We start from the raw sequence: 17,115 nt of genomic DNA on the forward strand, positions 1-17,115 counted from the left end.
CTGCGCCACTGTTGACAGGACCATACACGTATGGCTAACTGTAACCGCTCACAGGGCACGCCGCCGTCCTCCTCCCGAGCGGAGGCGCCGGGGATCGACGAACCAGCTTCTTCAAGGAGGACGAATGCACATCCCGTTCCGCAGGATCCGCTCCCTCGGCGCCGCCGCCGCTGTCACCGGAGCGCTCCTGCTCACCGGTTGCTCCACCGGCTTCGACGACGGAGCCTCGGGCCCTGTCGAGCTGACGTATTGGGCCTGGGCGCCGAACCTCGATCAGGTCGTCGACATCTGGAACGAGGACCACCCGGAGATCCAGGTCACCGTCAGCAAGCAGGACGGCGGCGACCCCGCCATCACCAAGCTGCTCACCGCCGTTAAGGCGGGCAGCGGAGCCCCCGATCTGGTTCAGGCCGAGTACCAGAAGATCCCCACCCTCGTCGCGGCGGATGCTCTGGCCGACATCTCCGACGAAGGCGCCGGCGATCTGGAGGGCAGCTTCTCCGACGGCACCTGGTCGGCCGTCACGCTCGGAGGTGACGCCGTCTACGCGATCCCCCAGGACTCGGGGCCGATGATGGCCTACTATCGCGCGGACATCCTCGAGAGCCTCGGCCTCGGCGTCCCGACGACGTGGGAGGAGTACGCCGCGGCCGCGGAGGCCGTCCACGCCTCCGACCCGGCCCGACACCTGGGCACCTTCTCCTCCAACGACGCGGGCTGGTTCGCCGGCCTCGCGCAGCAGGCCGGAGCCTCCTGGTGGTCGACGGACGACCGGAGCTGGGGCGTCGACATCGACGCCGGACCGACCGAGAAGGTCGCGGCCTACTGGGGAGAGCTCGTCGAATCCGGGGCGATCGGCAACACGCCGATGTACACGCCGGAGTGGAACGCAGGGTTGAACGACGGTTCGCAGGTCGGCTGGATCAGCGCCGTCTGGGCACCCGGCGTGCTCAGCGGCAACGCCCCCGACACGAAAGGCGCGTGGATCGCCGCAGCTCTGCCGCAGTGGGACGCCGCGAACCCCTCCAGCGGGAACTGGGGAGGAAGCACCACGGCAGTCACCAGTCAGACGAAGAAGACCGCGGCCGCTGCCGAGTTCGCGACCTGGCTGAACACGGATCCGGTGGCGGTCGCGGCACTCGCCGAGGTCGCGGGCGTCTACCCGGCGGCGACCGAGGCGGCGAGAGCAGCGCTCAGCAGCCCGCCCGACTTCTTCAGCACCCAGGGGGACTTCTCCGACATCGCCGCCGCCGCCTCCGAGTCGGTCGCTCCGTTCACCTACGGGCCGAACGTGAACGTCGCCTTCAGCGCGTACAACGACGAGTTCGCGAAGGCCGCCGCCGCGAGGACGCGGTCCGCCTTCGTCGACGCCGTGGCCGAGATGCAGCGGATCACCTCCGACGACCTCGTGAAGAGCGGCTTCTCCGTGGAGTGACCGGTGCGCGGCCCGCGTCCACCATCGGGCCGCGCGCCTCCCGGCGGCGAGGATCCGGCGCCGCTTCCCGACCGCTCTCGTTCCGAAGGACTCGGCATGGCTCCCCCACCCCTGACTCTCCCGACCGCGCCGCCGAGGAGAGGTCGACTCGGCACCGGCTTCCGCGCCCGAGTACTCGCTCCCTATGCGATGCTCGCACCGGCGATCGTGCTCTTCGCCGCCTTCATGGCCGCGCCGATCCTCTACACCGTCATGCTCAGCTTCCAGAAGAAGCAGGCCGTTGGGCTCGGCCTGGGTTCCGGCGGCCGGAAGCAGGTCTTCGCCGGCATCGAGAACTACCTCGGGTCGCTCAGCGATCCGGAGTTCGGGGCCAGCGTCGGACGGGTGCTCCTCTACGGGCTCGTCCTCATCCCGTGCATGCTCGGTCTCGCGCTCCTCTTCGCTCTCCTCCTCGACGCGAGGCGGGCCCGTGCGGTCTCGTTCTCGAGGGTCTCGATCTTCCTGCCTTACGCCGTACCGGCCGTCATCTCCTCGCTGCTCTGGGGATTCCTCTACCTGCCGGCCGTCTCGCCTTTCGCGTACGTGATTGAGCGGCTGGGCGGGGAAGCCCCCGACATCCTGTCCTCCGGCGCCGTCGTCTTCGGGATCGCGAACATCGCGCTCTGGGGCGGCGTCGGATTCAACATGATCGTCATCCACACCGCCCTCCAGGCCATTCCCTCCGACGTCTACGAGGCGGCACGGATCGACGGGGCGAGCGATCTGCAGATCGCGCTGCGCATCAAGATCCCGATCGTCACCCCCGCTCTGGTGATGACGGCGCTCTTCTCGATGGTCGCAACTCTGCAGGTGTTCGCCGAGCCGACGACGCTGCGACCGCTGACCAACAGCCTCTCGACCTCCTGGTCCCCGCTGATGCTCGTCTACCGGGACGCGTTCACCCGCGACGACATCCACTCCGCCGCCGCGACCTCCGTCGTGATCGCGCTCGCCAGTTTCGCCGTCTCCTTCCTCTTCCTCCGGGTCGTGCAGAAGCGAGCCTTCGGACAGGAGGACTGATCCGTGCCCGGCATCCTTCAGCGGCCCCCCGCCCGCACCGTCGGGCGGACACGGTCCAGGACCGCACGCCGCGACCCCGATCGCGGACGTCCGGGCTGGATCGCGACGACGATCCTGCTGATCGGCGCCGTCTACTGCCTCTTCCCCGTGCTGTGGGTGGTGACGGCGTCCACGAAGAGCGGCGGCGAGCTCTTCTCCACCTTCACGCTCGCGCCCGGCTCGCATCTGATCGACAACGTGGTCGCTCTCGCGCAGTACCGGGGAGGTCTGTTCTGGCGCTGGATGCTGAACACCGCGCTCTACGCGGGCGTCGGTGCAGTGGCCTCTACCTGGGTATCGGCACTGTCGGGATACGTGCTCGCGAAGTTCGACTTCCCAGGCAGGAAGGGCGTCTTCGCCGTCCTGCTGATGGGCGTCCTCGTCCCCGGCGTGATCCTCGCGATCCCTCAGTACTTCCTGCTGGCCGAGGTGGGGCTGACCAACTCGTTCTGGGGAGTGCTGCTGCCGCAGATCATCAGCCCCTACGGCATCTACCTCGCGCGGATCTACGCCGCGGCCGCCGTGCCGACGGAGGTCATCGAGGCCGCCCGGACCGACGGCGCCCGGGAGATAGGGATCTTCACCCGGATCGCCGTTCCGATGCTCCTGCCGGGGCTGGTGACGATCTTCCTCTTCCAGTTCGTCGCGATCTGGAACAACTTCATGCTGCCGTACATCATGCTCGGCGACGACTCGCTCTTCCCGCTCACGGTCGGCCTGAACGGGCTGCTCAACCAGGGCGCCTCCGCGCCGGCGCTCTACACGCTGGTCATCACCGGGGCACTCCTCTCGATCCTGCCGCTGATCGCGATGTTCCTCGTCCTGCAGCGGTTCTGGCGGGTCGACCTGGCGGCCGGGGCGGTGAAGTGACGCGGATGCCTTCGCGCGGAAGAGGCGGGACGCCCTCACGCCCCACGATTCAGGACGTCGCTGTCGAGGCCGGTGTCTCGCGCGGGACGGTCTCGCGCGTGCTGAACGGCGGAAGATGGGTCAGCCCCGAAGCGCACGCGCGAGTGGAGGCGGCGATCACGAGGACCGGCTACCGCGCCAATCCCCACGCCCGGAGCCTGTCCCGCAGCCGCACCGACACGGTGGCCTTCCTCCTCACGGAGGACGCGCGCTCGCTCTTCGAGGATCCGAACTTCGCCACTCTGCTCCGAGGCGCCTCAGCCGCACTCGCGGAGCACGACGTCGCCCTCGTCCTCATCCTCGCGGGGACGGAGCACGAGCAGAGGCGAGCCCTCGCCTACATCGACGCGGGCCACGTCGACGGGGTCCTGCTCATCTCCGCCCACGTCGGCGCACGGCTGCTCACGGACATCCAGAGATCCTCAGTGCCGGCCATCGCCTGCGGCGTGCCGGTCGGCTACGAGAAGCGCATGGGCTACGTCGCCGCCGACGACGAGGAGGGAGCGCGGGAGATGGTCGCTCATCTGCGGAGCCTCGGACGCTCGCGCATCGCCACGATCGCCGGACCGCCCGACACTACGGGAGGGATCGCGCGGCTCGCGGGCTACCGCGCGGAGGTGGGCGGTGCGGAGGCGGTGGAGTTCGGCGACTACGGACGGGCCGGTGGGGCCACTGCGATGGAGGCGCTTCTCGCCGCGCATCCCGACATCGACGCCGTCTTCGCCGCCAACGACCGCATGGCAGCAGGCGCTATCGACGCACTCGCCCGGCTCGGCAAGCGTGTGCCGGAGGACGTCGCCGTCGGCGGATTCGACGATTCGGCCGTCGCCCTCACGACGGACCCGCCGCTGACGACCATGCGGCAGCCCTTCGAGCGGATCAGCGCGGAGATGGTCCGCCTCCTCCTGCAGGCGATCGAGGGGGAGCGCCCGGCTGCCATCACCCTGCCTACGGACCTGGTGAGGCGCGGGTCGACCCAGCCCGGCGTGAGCCCCTGACGACGGCGGTGCCGGTCTGGGCCTCGCGATCACCCGGGCGATCCTCGCCCGGGCAGGCGGGACCGTCACCGTCTCGACGTCGTTCACCCGGCCCGCCGGGGGCCGGTCTTCACGGCGACCCTCTCGGTACCGGTCTGACGGCGACTGCCCGGCAGCGGTCATCATGGGAGGCGTGCGCCGGTGGTCGGGTCCGACACCGCAGCACGGGCAGGAGGGAGCGGGAGTGGTCCGGACCCTCGTCCTCACCGCCGTCGCGGCAGCCCTCCTCGCCGCCGCCTGGCACGCGATCGGACCCTCGCGCCCGGTCTTCGCCGCGGTCGCGCAGATGGTCCTCACCGGCTGGGCGGCACTGACCTTCGGTGCGCGCACCCGTCCGCTCGAGCAGTCCTGGTTCGACGTGGGCCGCCGCGAGCCGACGGTGCTGCGGGCGCTCGGGGTCGGCGTCTTCGGTCGGCTGCTCGACGTCGTCGGGTGGAACCGCCTCGTCACCCGCGAGCGCGGCTTCGACGGCACGCGCGCGGGGCTGGCCGCTCTCGATCAGCACACCCGCCGCTCCGAGGCGGTGCACGTCGCGTGCACGGCAGTCGGAGTCGCGCTCGCCCTCGCCGCGACAGTCACGGGTGCGACGGGCGGCGCGGCCTGGCTGCTCGGGTCGACGATCGCCGTTCAGCTCTACCCCGCGCTGCTGCAGCGGCTGGTGCGGGCGCGCATCCAGCGGGCGGGGCGGGCGGCGCGCGGTGCGCTTCACGTCGCGGACTCGGGAGACAGCGCCCCCGGCGGCGGACCGACCACGGCTCTGGAAGGGCAGTGATCACGGGGTCACCGACGCGCCGCGATCGTCACCGGGATCGGCCAGGGGATGGCGGCGCGCAAGGACATCGCGAGCCACGTCGGGCGGATCGCGCCGGTCGTCCTCCGCCGCCGTCAGCAGGAGAGCGAGGGCCGTGTCGGCGGGGACCCGCTGCGCTGCGCTGATGAAGCCGACGGCCTGCAGCACGGCGATCGTCCCCGGCGTGAGCGGGGCGCGGGACGCCGCCCAGCGACGGACCTCGGCGTCGTCCGTGTCCCCGGTCAGAGCGTCGGCCAGGGGGCGTGGAGGGAGGCCATGGGCGGGCCGGTCAGTGTCCGAAGCCGTGCTCGAGCTCGACGTCGAAGGTGATGTCGTCCTCGCTCGGCTGCACGGGGAACACTCCCGTGAGCGCCCTGGTGCGTTCGCGGATGCGGGCGACCTCGGCCGTGTTGTCCGGCTCGGGGAGATCGGAGGGAGTGGTCTCGGCGACCAGGGCGGCGCCGGCGTTGAGCAGGAACACCGCCTGCACGGTGCCGCCGTCGGCGCCGATGCCGGTGTACTCCACGCGGTCCGCCGTGCTGCTCGCGGCGAGGGCGACGCCGTACTCGACCAGAGCGTCCGCCGCGTCGTCTCCCACGAGGATCGTCTTGTTCGCGAAGAGGAGGTGCTTCATGCCCCCAGCGTGCGCAGCGCCGAGGCCGACGGGGGAGAGACTTGACAGCTCCTGGGGCGGTCGACAGACGCGACCGCGGCACCCGGTGACGCCCGGTCGTCCTCGGCGTCGCCGAGACGGCACCCGTGGCGTCGGCCGTCCTCTGAGCAGGTCCGCGTCACAGGAACGTGGATCGACGGACCCGTGCTGATGTCGGCCGCCGAGACACCCGGCCGAGAGCAGGGCGACGTGACAGGCGGTGTCAGCGGACCATTCGCCGACGCCCGCGCCGCTTCTCCCCTCTGAGGATCAGGGCCGCGAGGAACGCGGCGAGGAGTGCGCCGATGGTGTTCATGAACCAGTCGTTCGTGTCGCAGGAGCGGCCGATCGCCGGAACGCCCGCCTGGACCACCTCGATCAGGGCGGACAGGCCGGAGACGGCGGCGGCGACGAGCAGGGGCCGGCCGACCGCGACCGCGAGCAGCAGGGCCCCGGGGAGCAGGAGCGCGATGTTCGCGAGGGTGTCGATGCCGTCGAACGGCACCGAGAACTGCACGGTGCAGAAGACCCGCGGCGTCCCATCGGGCGGATACACGGTCAGCGCGATCCCCACGACGAAGGCGAGCGCGGCGAGGACGAGAAGAGACCTTTCCGCGCCGCGCCGGTGCAGCAGCCAGGCGATCGCCGTGACCACCGCGACCGCGATCCAGAAGGCGATCGGGACGAGCGCGGCGTGGTCGACGAGGAACGTGCTGATCACGGTGCTCCGCTCCGAGGTGTCGGGGTGGCGGGAGAGGAAGAGGTCTTCCGTTGACGGACGGCCCGCTCACTCCAGGTCGGCCTGTGCCGACGGCCGGCAGGCCTTCGGCGCGAGTCAGCTCCGGAGGGGAGAGCCTGCTGCGTCGAAGCGGTAGCCGCCGAAGGCGCCGCTGAGCAGCGGGCGCGCCGTCGCGATCGCGGCCTGGACCCGGGGGAGGGCGAGGGAGGCCCGATGCGCCTCGGCGCTCTCCCACAGCTCGACGACGAAGACGGTGTCGGGCTGCTCGTCGTCGACCCCGACCTCGTAGAGCAGGCAGCCGGCGTCGACGAGGTCGTCGTTGTGCTCGGTGAGGACGGCGACGAGCTCGTCGCGTCTGCCGGGGACGGCCCCGAGGGTGCCGACGTTCACGAAGGTCATGCCGCGAGGGTACCGCCGAGGACACCGGCGGCGGGTGGCCGTCCCGACGGTCGGAGTGCGGTCGGGACGTCACGCTGGACGGAGTCGCCGTGCTCCCGCCTGCGAACCGCAGACCGGTCGCGCTCGGCCCGACGCCACGCCCGCTCGGGAGGATCGCATCGCGAGAGAGGATCCCCGGTGGTCTCCGCGATCCCCGTCGGGTCCCACCGGCCAGGCGTGAGCGTGCTCGGACCGACGGAGTGCGCCCGATCAGCCCGCGGGCCTGCTGAACAGATTGACGATGTTCCCGTCCGGGTCGCGGACGAGGGCGGAGCGGTTGCCCCACGGCATGGTGCTCGGCGGGAGCACCACGTCCTCGCTCCGGGGTGCGAGCTCGGCGAAGGCGCGGTCGACGTCGGGCACCTCGAACTCGAGCAGGACGGAGCGGTTCGACGCGGGGACGACGGCGCCGTCCAGCATCGCGACCGTCGAGGTGTGGGCGATCGCGAGGGTCGCGCCCGTTCCGGTGAACTGCGCGAAGACCGGCGCCGAGCGCTCGGCCGGTCGGCCGACGACCTGCTCGTAGAAGGCGACGAGGGCGTCGAGGTCGTCGGTGACGAGGCGGAGGGAGGTGAACGACATGGGGCTCCTTCAGGGGCGGGGACGAGGTGGAGGCACCAGGCTCGCCTGTCGTCGCGACACCGTCCTGTCGGTGTTTCCGCAGATCGTCCTCGTCTCCGCGAGGTCCGCGGCGGCCGTCGACGTCCCGGAGAAGGTCAGTCGTCGACGACGGACCGCAGCCGTCCGTACTGGAGCGCGAGGTCCTCGGCTCGCAGGGTGCGCTGCGGAGGCCGCTCGTCGGTCACCTCGACCGACAGCATCCGGTCGCCGCGGAACGCCCGGACCCCCTCCCGCAGCCGGCACCACGCGATCAGGTACCAGTGCTCCTCCTTCCCTATCGAGCCCAGCGGTTCGACGTCGCGGACCGATTCCGCGCCGCTGCTGTCGCGGTAGCGGAGCCGGACGACACGATCCGCTCGGAGGGCCGTCGCGAACTCCGCCGGGACGGGCGCCTCCTCCTCGCTCTCGAGGAAGTGCACCCGGGAGGCGACCGCGCCGGCGCGGGCGGCCACGTCGTCGGGCAGGACCGCGAGCGTCTTCCGGGCGGCGGTCCGGGCCGCCTGCCGGAACGGACTGCGCCGCAGCGCGCTGAGGCCGATCAGCACGGCGACGGCCTCCTCCAGCGTGAACCCGGCCGGACCGAGGGTCGCCGACGCGTCGATGACGTAGCCGCCCGTGCGGCCGGGCTCCGCCCAGATCGGCAGACCCGCCTGCTGCAGCGCGGACAGGTCCCGCTCGATGGTCCGCACCGACACCTCGAACCGCTCGGCGAGACGGCGCGCGCTCCGCGGCCGGGGCGAGACCGCCCGCAGCTCCTCGACGAGCCCGTAGAGACGATCGGTGCGGTTCACCCGACCATCATCCGCCCGGGCCTTCCGGGTGGCGTCCGTCGCCGGACTCACTGCGGAGAGATCTCCGCGGCAGCGGCCGCCGCGGGGCGCCTGCGGGAGGAGCCGTCCTGACGGTGGGCCGCCCCTGGGAGTCGCCCGTCTACTCCGCGAGCGCGCGCAGGTGCACCGCCGCCCAGGAGCGGAACGGCGTCCACGTCTCGGAGATCTCGTCGATCGACCGGTCATCGCCGTAGCGCTTCGCGACTTCGTCGCTCAGCCTGCCCTCGTTGCGCGGCAGGACGTCGGGGAAGTTCGCGCCGCGGATCACGACGAGCTCGGCCGAGAACGGCCCCATCCCCAGGATGCTCTGCACCTGGACGAAGGCCTCGGCCGGCTGGAGCGAGCGCAGGTGGGAGCCGGAGAGCTGTCCGTCGAGGGCGGCCTCGGCGATCGCCTGCAGGTACTCCGCCTTGCGGTCGGGCAGGTCGAGGGACGCCGCACGCAGGACGGCCGGGGACGGGAAGGCTCCGTCATCACCGAGCTGCTGCGCGAGACGCGTCCTGACCGCCGCCGCCTGCCGGATCTGCAGCCGACGCGACAGGACCGTCCAGACCGCCGCCTCGTAGGGCGAGAAGAAGCCGCACGGCCGGAACCCGGGGAGCCGAGCCTGCGCGTCCGCGATGACCTCGTCGCGCGCCGCGACGTCGGGCCAGCTGCGCCCGTCGATGTCGATGGACAGCAGCCGACGGACCTGCTCGGTCGCGGCGTCCAGGTCGCCCGGGCCCTCGACCACGATGCGGGCGGACGGCCCGTCCTGGGTGACCACGACGTCCACTCGCTGCCAGTCGGCATCGCAGAGGAGGGCGGAGCGGATGCCCGCGGCCTGCGGCTGCGACGCGAGCCGGTTCGGGGCGAAGCCCTCCCAGAACCGCTGGGTGGTGGCCAACGACCAGGGCCCGAGGATCTCGTGAACGGTCTCGAGTCGAGTCACGGTCGGGCCTCGGGGCTCTGAGCGGTGGCAGGACCGTCGGTCCCGGAGGGGGTGGACGCGCCGTCGGGCGGTTCATCGGCGGGTGCCGCATCGGTCGACCGTTCTCCGAAGAGGAAGGCCTCGCCGTCGGAGTAATGGCTGTTCACGCTCAAGTGCTCGGCGAAGCGCTCGTCCCCGAACGCCGCTGTCAGGTCGTCGGCCGAGCGCCACTGCACGTACTCGATGATCCGATCGCTCCGGAGGTCGCGGAAGAAGCTCGTCGAGACGAAGCCCTCGAGCGTTCTGATGTGATCGCGCGTCTCGCTCTCGTTGTACTCGGCCATCCATGCCTGCTTGCCCGCGACGGGCGCCAGTCGGATGATCTCGTGGGCCGCCGTCGGGGCAGCGCGCACCGGATCGACGGGAGTCACGTCGTCCGGGCTCGCCGTCGCCGAGGTGGTGAACCGGTAGATCCCCTCGTCCACGACCCACGTCGATTCAGCGCGGCTCAGTTCCGCCGCGAAATCCTCGGCGTCGCGGCGGCTGCGCCAGAAGAGCAGCCCTAAGAGGAGCTCGGTGCCGGGGGAGGAGGGCGGGCCGAGCACGCGGCCCTGCGCCAGCCGGATCGCTCCGCCGTACCCCGTCCTCGGACGTGCGAGCGCTGCCGGCGAGGTGGCCGGATCGGACCGTTCCGACCCCGCGCCGCCCGGGTGCGCTTCTGCGCTGACCACGACGACGAAGGGGGACGCGTCACCGTCGACGGTGGTGCTTCGTGGGGACACTGACATGGGAGGACCTCCGGGCTTCGAGGACGCCGGAGGTTTTCAGCCCCGGATCGACACCGCCGGTGAGACGGGTCGACCACTCCGATGAGAATCGGTCAGGCGATGACGGTACACCACTTCCCTCCCGCCGTCCCGATCCCGGACGCCCGATTCGCATCCCTCGGGTGAGGCGGTCGGTCCCGCTCGGCGGTGACGGGGACAGCCGCCCGACCGGCGACCGCGGCTCAGTACTGCGCCTGCTCGTGCACCTCGACCGAGCCGTAGAGGGGGGCGCGTCGGGCGTACCGCACGGCGTCGTCCCGGGTCGGGCAGTCGAGCAGGTAGTAGCCGACGAGGGCTGACCGCTCCTCCGCTCGGGAAGGGGCCGGAGTGCCGCCTTCTCTTCGCGCCGCGGTCAGATCCGTCTCGACGGAGACGTCCCCGGAGGCGTCGGCGAAGCGTCCGGAGTCGACGAGGACGCCGTCCGCCTTCAGCGACGCGTCGTAGTCCGCCCAGGCCGCGTAGTCCTCGGGGGTATCGCCCCCGGCGTAGCTGCCGTCGGACCGCATCACGAGCATGACCTTCATCGCGCCTCCTGGTTCATCCGACCACCGTTCCCTCGGCGGCCGCCTCCGCGGTCGGATCGCCCCCGGGAACCGGCGCGCCGAGTCTCCGACCATTCTGGGTCGAGGCGACCGTGCGGGGAAGGGATCGCTACGGAGCGGGATCGTCTGCGTCGAGGGCCTGCTGGAGGAGCCGGAGCGCCTTCGGCCCGACTCCGTGGAGGGTTGCGAGACGGTCGAGGCCCACCCGCCTCACGTCGTCCACATCGTGCACGCCCGCGTCCTCGAGCGCACGGGTGGCCGGGGCGCCGACGGCGGGAAGCGGTCGCGGATCCATACGTCCGACACTACGAACCGGACGACCGTGCCGACAGCCGATCATTCGGCGACTTCTGGCGGCGGGTGATTCCGGCGGCTGCCGTCACGACAGCAGCGGCGGCGAAGGCGACCATCGTGCCCGGCCCGTCGAGCAGCGCTCCGAGCCCCACTGCGCCCACGGCCTGTCCGGCGATCAGCACTACGAAGAGCAGGGCCGTGCCGGTCGCCGCGCGGTCCGAGTCGAGAGCGGCGGTCCAGGCGATGAGCGACCCGGTGGCGGCGGTGTATCCCCATCCGAAGAGCAGGCAGGCCGCGAGGGCGGACGGAGTGTCGGCGGCGAGCGCCAGGCCCAGGGTTCCCGCGGCGGCGGTCGCGGTGGTGATGGTCCACGCGGTGCGAGGCGACAGGGTACTGGTCCAGCGGGCGGTGGCGATCGCGACGGCGGGGCGCGAGCCGCTGCGTCAAGCGAGACCTGTCGTCCGCCCGGCCCGTGCTCGTGGTGCCGGAAGGCCGTCGACCGTTCCGCCGATCGGAGGTCGGCACGACGCTCCGGAGGGACTCGAGGACGAGGGACGGACAAGACCACTGTCTCGATAGCCTCTGGATCGAGACGCCCGGTCTCACGCCCTCCTCCTGCCACCGAGGCAGGGCCCTGCAGCCCCGAGAGGACCGCTATGAGCTTCCCGCCTGTCGACTACGCCACGTACCAGGCCCTGCGTGACGAGGACATCAGCCATCCCGATGTCGAGGGAGGGGGCTGGAAGCTCGGGCACGCGACGTCCTGGGCGAGGTGGGGCGAGCGCGGTGACCTGGCCGGCCCCGTCACGGCGAGCAGTCCCGAGGAGTTCGTCGAGCTGCAGCCCATGACGACATCCGTCGTGCTGTTCGCGATCAACTGGGGCGGGAAGAACCCTCCCTCCGACCCGACGTTCTGGCAGACCTTCCATTCGCCCGGTCATCGGGGCGACGGCGCACTCCGGAACAGTGTGCGCGCCGCCTACGACGAGGTCCTCGACTCGAGTGCGCCTGTCGCCTACATGTCGGACGTCTTCAAACTGGTTCCGACCCGTGACGCGGGGGCTCTTCGGACGACTCTGCGCGACGAGCAGCAGGCGGGCAGGGACCACGTCGAACGCTGCGCCGAGCTGCTGACCTGGGAGCTGACCACCTGTCGCGAAGGAGCCGACGGCCGGACGCCGGTGGTGGTCGGCATGGGCGACGCCGCGTTCGAATGGCTGTCGGGCACAGGACCGGACACCCGGATCGCCGAAGCACTGGAGAAGGCTCTCGGACCCGACGCCCGGTCGTTCGTGAGGAGGATGCCCCACTACACGTTCGGATCGGCCACCAACCACGAGAGGACGACAGCGCTGACCCGCATCCTTCGGGAGGTTCTCGACGACCTCTGAATCCGCGGCTGATGCTCTCGCTGGTCGCGACTGCTGCCGGACTCCGGGGTCCCGACGCCCTCCTGCGGTCCGCTGCCGACGCCTCGTGGTCGTGGTCCCGGGTGGAGGGAGAGGGCGCCCGGGCGAGGTCGTCCGCTCAGGCCGCGGGAGTCGGACGCGGAGGCGCCGTACTGCCGCGTTCGACGATCTCAGGGCCGAGGAGGCGCACGACGTACGCCTCCTCGGTGTCGGTCGCGCCTTCGATCCGGCGGACGAGCTGACGCACCGCCATGCTCCCGAGCCGGTCGGGTGCGCTCTCCACGAAGGAGTAGGGGAGCGAGAAGGTGCGCGCGAACTCCTCCGAGAACCGGCCGAGCACGGAGACGTCCTCCGGGCTCCTCGTGCTCCGCGCTCCCAGAACGCTCGGAAGTGCCGCTGCGGCCGCCTCGTTGTTGACGAGCAGCCCCGTCGCCCGCGGGTGCGCGTCGAGCAGATCTCCGAGCGCTCGGCCGACGTCCGGCTGGGTGGAGGGCGCGAACGACGTGTGCAGTCGGATGCCGTGGGCGTCGGCGGCCTCGAGAGCGGCGTCCTGCAGGCGCCAGACGTAGGCGCCGCCGCGATCGACGACGTGCTGGGGCGGGGACACGAGCACGAGCTCCCGATGCCCGAGGGCGTGGAAGTGCTCGATCATCGCGCGACCGGTCTCCTCGAAGTCGAGGTCGAAGACGTCGACGCCGGAGCAGTCCCTCGGCAGGCCGACGAGGGCGCCGGGCTGCCGGGCGTTGCGCAGGATGTCCAGCCGCGGATCGTCCACGGCGACATTGAGCAGGACGATCCCGTCGACCATGCGGGAGTCGCTGATGCGTCGCAGTGCGCTCGTGCCGTCCGCGTCGGTGACCAGCAGGATGTCGTATCCGAGCTCGCGGGCCATGTTCGAGACGCCGAGGGTGTACTGCAGCATCGCGGGGGCGAACTCGTCCTCGAGGAACTGCGCCAGCAGGCCGATGACCCGGGTCTGCGAGGTCGCCAGCGATCGCGCGCCCGCGTTGGGCGTGAACTCCAGGCGACGAGCCGCAGCGAGCACTCGTCGGCGCACTTCGGCCGAGATCGGGCGGTTGCCCGAGAACGCGTAGGACGCGGTGCTGCGGGAGACGCCCGCTTCGCGGGCGACGTCTGCGATGGTGGCCACTGTCGTTCTCCTCGGAGGCTGTCGGACGGCGAGGACCGGTCGGACTGCTGCCGGCTCTCCGCTCAGGTGCAGGAGAGCACGCGGCGGTCGCACCTCATGCTCCTGCATCCAGGGGCCGCTGCCGGTCCGGGTGGGGGGCGCCCCAGCTGCGCCCAGCCTGCCGTGGCATGCCCCGCACACGCTCGAGGCGCCCCGTACGGATACGGGGCGCCTCGAGGTCCGGGTCAGTTCAGGGTGAACTGGACGGTGGTGGTGTTCCCGGCGACGTCGTGGACGACCATGGTGTTGGCACCCTTGACCGCGCCGAAGACGCCCGGCTTGATGAAGTTCACGTCGGACCACGCGTTGTCGGTGAGATCCTTCACGCGACCGTTGATGACCGCCCTGTCGATCCTGCCCGCGTCGTACAGCTTGAAGCTCACCTGGTCGTAGACGCCCTTCTCACCGGTGGTGAAGGAGGGCTCGGTCTTGACCGTGGCCGTCGGCGCCGTGCTGTCCAGCGTCACCGCGAAGGTCTTCGTGGGCGCGATGTTGCCCGCGAGATCCTCCGCGTTGTACTTGACGGTGTAGTTCCCGTCGGGCAGCTGCACCGTGGCCGAGTGCGATCCGGTCCTCGCTCCACCGGCGACCGGGGACTGCGTGCTCGTGACGAGCTTGCCGTCCTTGTAGATGTTGGCCACGATGCGCTTCAGTCCGCGGTCGTCCGTCGCGTCGACCTGGACGGCCAGTGCGGAGAAGGGGCCCGCCGTGGTGGGCGACACCAGCGTGACCGCCGGCTTGGTCGTGTCGGCGACGGCGACCGGCGTGAGCGTCCAGAACCGGTCGGCGGTCTGGGCGTCGGTCGCGGTGCTGGTGGTGGCTCCGTCGGTTCCGAGCACGATGGTCCCGTTCCGGTTGTTCCCCGAGGAGTCCTGGAGCGCGGCTCCGGACGCCTCGTCGAACGCGTACTGCGCGACGGTGCCCGCCGCCGCCCGGCCGCCGGCCAGAGCGGCCACGTCGGCCGCGGACAGCGCCCGGTCGTAGACGGCGAAGTCGTCGATCGCGCCGTCGTAGGCCGGGTCCCCGTACTGCGACTTGCCCAGGTAGTTCCGGTTGGTGTTCCCGAGAGCCGACGGCTTCACCGTCATGTTCGGGTTCGTGGCGACGACCGTGCCGTTGAGGTACATCGTGCCCTGCGTGCCCGAGACGGTGACGACCACGTTCGACCACTGGTTGAGCGGGAAGTTCTGACCGCCGTAGGTCAGTCGCTGCTCGCCCCCGGCGCCGGTGTTCGTGATGGCGAACCGCGGTCCGGCGCCCCCGGCGTTGAGGGTGAGGAACATGTTGACGTTCTGGCCCGTGCCGAAGTCGAAGACGCGGGAGTAGTTCGTCAGCGACGCAGGCTTGATCCAGGTCGAGACCGACCAGTCGCCGGTGAGTCCGCTGACGATTCCGCTGGGGAGCGACCCGTACGACGCCGTCTTGCAGAAGTCCAGTGCCGTGCCGAACCTGCCCGGCTGGCGGGCTCCGCTGACCTGGCAGTTGGAGGTCGGTGCGCCGTCGGACCACTGGATGACCGCAGCGCCCGCGTCCTTGCTCAGGTTGAGGACCCCGAGCGTCTTGCCCGTCGCGTAGTTCGCTAGGCGGACCTTCCCCTTCCCGTCGGGGATGAGCTGCCACAGCTGCTCGTCTCCGCCGTTCGCGTCGGCGATCACCGCGGCTGCTCCGTTGGACGTTGCGGCGCCGGCGATGGTCAGGGCGCGTCCGCTGGGCGTGTGGATGACGCGGTAGAGGCCCTGGCCCGCTGCCGTGATCCTCCACGCTTGTCCGGTCGAGGTCGCGGAGTCGGCCTGGACGACCGGCGTCCCGTTCGCGGTCGCGCCGCCCTGCGTGGCGAGCTGCAGACCGGAGTTCGCGTTGTCCACGGTGTAGTCGCCCGCCAGGCTGGTCGGGCTCTTCTCCGGGGTGACGATCACCTGGTAGCCGTAGGTCGGGTTCATCACGATGGGCACCGTGATCGATCCGTCGCTGGCGACCTCGTAGGTCGTGTTCGAGATGGTGACCGGGCCGTCGGTCTTCACCGTGCGGCCGTAGGAGGCGGTGAAGTCCACCTGGACGTCGACCTTCGAGCCGAGCGACAGCTCGTCGAGCCCGTTGACCTTGATGGACGTGGCTCCGGTGTTGCCGCCGGCGATGACGCGCACTTCGTCGCCCTCGTCGCTGACGGAGGCGGCGCCGTCGAGCGGGCTCTCGTTCGACGGCGGCGTGGTGGTCACCATCTGGCCGCTCATCTGGGCGTACCAGGTGTAGAGCCAGTACGCGCCGTTGGGGTCGCCGTTCCGTCCGGTGAGGAGGTCGCCCAGGGCGCCCGACTGGTTCCAGAACGGGAGCTCGGCGCGGGTGATCCCGTAGCGCTCGAGCTTCGCGATGTAGCCGACCAGCGGGCCGGACAGGCCGACCTCGGCGGGTGCCGCGTACTCGGTGATGTCGATGGGCGGCTCGGGGAGGTCGAGGTCGTCGAGGATGGCCCGGACCTTCTCGACGTCGCCCTTGATCTTCGAGGAGCGGATCAGCTCGTGCCACTCGAGGACGTCCGGGAGGGTGTCGGTCGCCTTCGCGTGCTCGTAGAACGCGCGCATGTTCGTGATGTTGTCGGAGTAGGCGGGGCCCTGGATCGGCATCTCGGGGTCGAGGGTGCGGATCAGACGGTAGGTCTCGGTCCAGAGATCGAAGAAGGAGCCGTTCGACGCCTGCCAGGTGATATCGGGCTCGTTCCAGATGGCATAGGCGACGATATTCGTCTTGCCGGACGCCTGGGTGTCCTGGACCATCTTCTCGACGGCCGGGAGCCAGGAGGCCTTGTCGTATCGATAGGGCCAGCCGGGCAGGTAGTCCACCAGGCGGACGACGACGCCCGCACCGGCCGACTTCGCGGTGTCGGCGACCGACAGGGCGTCACCGGTCGGCTGCTGGGTGCCCCCCTCGGGCTTCTGCACGAAGGTGTGCGGCTTGATGGGAAGGATCTTGTCGAGGGACGGGACGCCGGCGCTCGCCAGTCCGTACAGGGACCCGCTGGCCATGTGAGTGACGGGACGGAAGGGCTGGTCGGCCTCCACGACGAGCGTGGCTGCGGCTCCGGGTGCCGCTTCCGCGGGAGCGCCCACGGCGAGGACGCTCCCCGCTGCGACGACCGCCGCTGAGACGACTGCTGCGAGGACACGACGCCCGCGGATCCGACGGCGCTGTCGCCGGTCGGCATCCGTGGGAGGCGTCTCGCGTAGAGCGATGGATCTGTTCATCTGCTGTATCTCCATTGATCGAGCGATTGGTCGAACCTGTCCGCACAGTGCTGCATAGATCATCGAACCGGTTCGATGTGGATTAAAGCATTAACTGGCCGAGGCCTCAATACCTCTGAGCTGTTCGAGCCTTTCGCGCCTGATGCGACATGATGC

At 70.9% G+C, this 17,115-nt stretch carries 19 protein-coding genes; 6 read left to right on the top strand and 13 right to left on the bottom strand.

The features are described from left to right. The first annotated feature begins 124 nt into the window (after positions 1-124). From C5B98_RS01475 to C5B98_RS01495, 5 genes are all read left to right on the top strand, one after another. Positions 125-1,435, top strand: coding sequence for an ABC transporter substrate-binding protein (locus C5B98_RS01475; protein WP_104223279.1), 1,311 nt, complete (start codon positions 125-127; stop codon positions 1,433-1,435). Between the two features lie 96 nt (positions 1,436-1,531). Beyond that, positions 1,532-2,494, top strand: coding sequence for a carbohydrate ABC transporter permease (locus tag C5B98_RS01480; protein ID WP_104223278.1), 963 nt, complete (start codon positions 1,532-1,534; stop codon positions 2,492-2,494). A 99-nt stretch (positions 2,495-2,593) separates the two neighbouring features. Then, positions 2,594-3,403, top strand: a complete 810-nt coding sequence (locus C5B98_RS01485; RefSeq protein WP_258063417.1) for a carbohydrate ABC transporter permease — start codon at positions 2,594-2,596, stop codon at positions 3,401-3,403. A gap of 5 nt (positions 3,404-3,408) precedes the next feature. Then, entirely contained in the window at positions 3,409-4,440 is a 1,032-nt protein-coding gene (locus C5B98_RS01490; protein WP_104223277.1) for a LacI family DNA-binding transcriptional regulator, read from the top strand. 223 nt (positions 4,441-4,663) lie between these two features. Further along, positions 4,664-5,251 carry a hypothetical protein gene (locus tag C5B98_RS01495; RefSeq protein WP_104327189.1) on the top strand — a complete coding sequence of 196 codons (588 nt, stop codon included), beginning with the start codon at positions 4,664-4,666 and terminating at the stop codon, positions 5,249-5,251. Here the strand turns inward: C5B98_RS01495 and C5B98_RS01500 are convergent, their stop codons facing one another. The 11 genes from C5B98_RS01500 to C5B98_RS16775 all read right to left on the bottom strand — a co-directional run bounded on the left by C5B98_RS01500 (position 5,252) and on the right by C5B98_RS16775 (position 11,304). Then, a complete protein-coding gene (locus C5B98_RS01500) occupies positions 5,252-5,437 on the bottom strand; it encodes a hypothetical protein (protein WP_104226536.1) in 186 nt (61 codons plus the stop codon). A gap of 121 nt (positions 5,438-5,558) precedes the next feature. Next, complete coding sequence (locus C5B98_RS01505) at positions 5,559-5,903, bottom strand: hypothetical protein (RefSeq protein WP_104309647.1); 345 nt, start codon at positions 5,901-5,903, stop codon at positions 5,559-5,561. Positions 5,904-6,144: 241 nt separating this feature from the next. Then, on the bottom strand, positions 6,145-6,642 hold the full coding sequence (locus C5B98_RS01510; protein WP_104327190.1) for a VanZ family protein: 498 nt from the start codon (positions 6,640-6,642) through the stop codon (positions 6,145-6,147). A 114-nt stretch (positions 6,643-6,756) separates the two neighbouring features. Beyond that, on the bottom strand, positions 6,757-7,059 hold the full coding sequence (locus C5B98_RS01515) for a putative quinol monooxygenase (protein WP_104226533.1): 303 nt from the start codon (positions 7,057-7,059) through the stop codon (positions 6,757-6,759). A 249-nt stretch (positions 7,060-7,308) separates the two neighbouring features. Further along, entirely contained in the window at positions 7,309-7,680 is a 372-nt protein-coding gene (locus C5B98_RS01520) for a VOC family protein (protein WP_104327191.1), read from the bottom strand. 134 nt (positions 7,681-7,814) lie between these two features. Continuing rightward, positions 7,815-8,510 carry a YafY family protein gene (locus tag C5B98_RS01525; RefSeq protein ID WP_104281847.1) on the bottom strand — a complete coding sequence of 232 codons (696 nt, stop codon included), beginning with the start codon at positions 8,508-8,510 and terminating at the stop codon, positions 7,815-7,817. A 139-nt stretch (positions 8,511-8,649) separates the two neighbouring features. Next, positions 8,650-9,480 carry a DNA-3-methyladenine glycosylase gene (locus C5B98_RS01530; protein ID WP_104327192.1) on the bottom strand — a complete coding sequence of 277 codons (831 nt, stop codon included), beginning with the start codon at positions 9,478-9,480 and terminating at the stop codon, positions 8,650-8,652. Continuing rightward, the gene (locus C5B98_RS16770) at positions 9,477-10,247 is read right to left on the bottom strand and encodes a hypothetical protein (protein WP_181065423.1); all 771 of its coding nucleotides are present in this window, start codon (positions 10,245-10,247) and stop codon (positions 9,477-9,479) included. The genes C5B98_RS01530 and C5B98_RS16770 overlap by 4 nt, the downstream gene beginning before the upstream one ends. A 221-nt stretch (positions 10,248-10,468) precedes the next feature. Then, positions 10,469-10,810, bottom strand: a complete 342-nt coding sequence (locus tag C5B98_RS01545; RefSeq protein WP_160033412.1) for a YciI family protein — start codon at positions 10,808-10,810, stop codon at positions 10,469-10,471. Positions 10,811-10,937: 127 nt separating this feature from the next. Further along, entirely contained in the window at positions 10,938-11,123 is a 186-nt protein-coding gene (locus C5B98_RS01550; RefSeq protein ID WP_104223264.1) for a DNA-binding protein, read from the bottom strand. 10 nt (positions 11,124-11,133) lie between these two features. Next, on the bottom strand, positions 11,134-11,304 hold the full coding sequence (locus C5B98_RS16775; protein ID WP_181065424.1) for a hypothetical protein: 171 nt from the start codon (positions 11,302-11,304) through the stop codon (positions 11,134-11,136). A gap of 474 nt (positions 11,305-11,778) precedes the next feature. Between C5B98_RS16775 and C5B98_RS01555 the strand changes: the two genes are divergently transcribed. Beyond that, positions 11,779-12,513 carry a hypothetical protein gene (locus C5B98_RS01555; protein ID WP_104223263.1) on the top strand — a complete coding sequence of 245 codons (735 nt, stop codon included), beginning with the start codon at positions 11,779-11,781 and terminating at the stop codon, positions 12,511-12,513. A 136-nt stretch (positions 12,514-12,649) separates the two neighbouring features. Here C5B98_RS01555 and C5B98_RS01560 read toward each other — a convergent pair whose 3' ends face one another. Both C5B98_RS01560 and C5B98_RS01565 read right to left on the bottom strand, forming a co-directional pair. Beyond that, positions 12,650-13,681, bottom strand: coding sequence for a LacI family DNA-binding transcriptional regulator (locus C5B98_RS01560; protein ID WP_104260243.1), 1,032 nt, complete (start codon positions 13,679-13,681; stop codon positions 12,650-12,652). A gap of 224 nt (positions 13,682-13,905) precedes the next feature. After that, positions 13,906-16,740: a LamG-like jellyroll fold domain-containing protein gene (locus C5B98_RS01565; RefSeq protein ID WP_219814422.1), complete on the bottom strand. Its 2,835-nt coding sequence runs from the start codon at positions 16,738-16,740 to the stop codon at positions 13,906-13,908. Between the last annotated feature and the right edge of the window lie 375 nt (positions 16,741-17,115).

It is taken from the genome of Rathayibacter sp. AY1A5 (assembly GCF_002930875.1).
GTDB lineage: Bacteria > Actinomycetota > Actinomycetes > Actinomycetales > Microbacteriaceae > Rathayibacter.

Excerpts from the sequence above, each read along its gene's own strand:
- C5B98_RS16770 (WP_181065423.1), bottom strand. The coding sequence starts at position 10,247 with ATGTCAGTGTCCCCACGAAGCACCACCGTCGACGGTGACGCGTCCCCC.
- C5B98_RS01505 (WP_104309647.1), bottom strand. The coding sequence starts at position 5,903 with ATGAAGCACCTCCTCTTCGCGAACAAGACGATCCTCGTGGGAGACGAC.
- C5B98_RS01490 (WP_104223277.1), top strand. The coding sequence starts at position 3,409 with ATGCCTTCGCGCGGAAGAGGCGGGACGCCCTCACGCCCCACGATTCAG.
- C5B98_RS01565 (WP_219814422.1), bottom strand. The coding sequence starts at position 16,740 with ATGGCCAGCGGGTCCCTGTACGGACTGGCGAGCGCCGGCGTCCCGTCC.
- C5B98_RS01475 (WP_104223279.1), top strand. The coding sequence starts at position 125 with ATGCACATCCCGTTCCGCAGGATCCGCTCCCTCGGCGCCGCCGCCGCT.
- C5B98_RS01515 (WP_104226533.1), bottom strand. The coding sequence starts at position 7,059 with ATGACCTTCGTGAACGTCGGCACCCTCGGGGCCGTCCCCGGCAGACGC.
- C5B98_RS01550 (WP_104223264.1), bottom strand. The coding sequence starts at position 11,123 with ATGGATCCGCGACCGCTTCCCGCCGTCGGCGCCCCGGCCACCCGTGCG.
- C5B98_RS01555 (WP_104223263.1), top strand. The coding sequence starts at position 11,779 with ATGAGCTTCCCGCCTGTCGACTACGCCACGTACCAGGCCCTGCGTGAC.
- C5B98_RS01520 (WP_104327191.1), bottom strand. The coding sequence starts at position 7,680 with ATGTCGTTCACCTCCCTCCGCCTCGTCACCGACGACCTCGACGCCCTC.
- C5B98_RS01545 (WP_160033412.1), bottom strand. The coding sequence starts at position 10,810 with ATGAAGGTCATGCTCGTGATGCGGTCCGACGGCAGCTACGCCGGGGGC.
- C5B98_RS01480 (WP_104223278.1), top strand. The coding sequence starts at position 1,532 with ATGGCTCCCCCACCCCTGACTCTCCCGACCGCGCCGCCGAGGAGAGGT.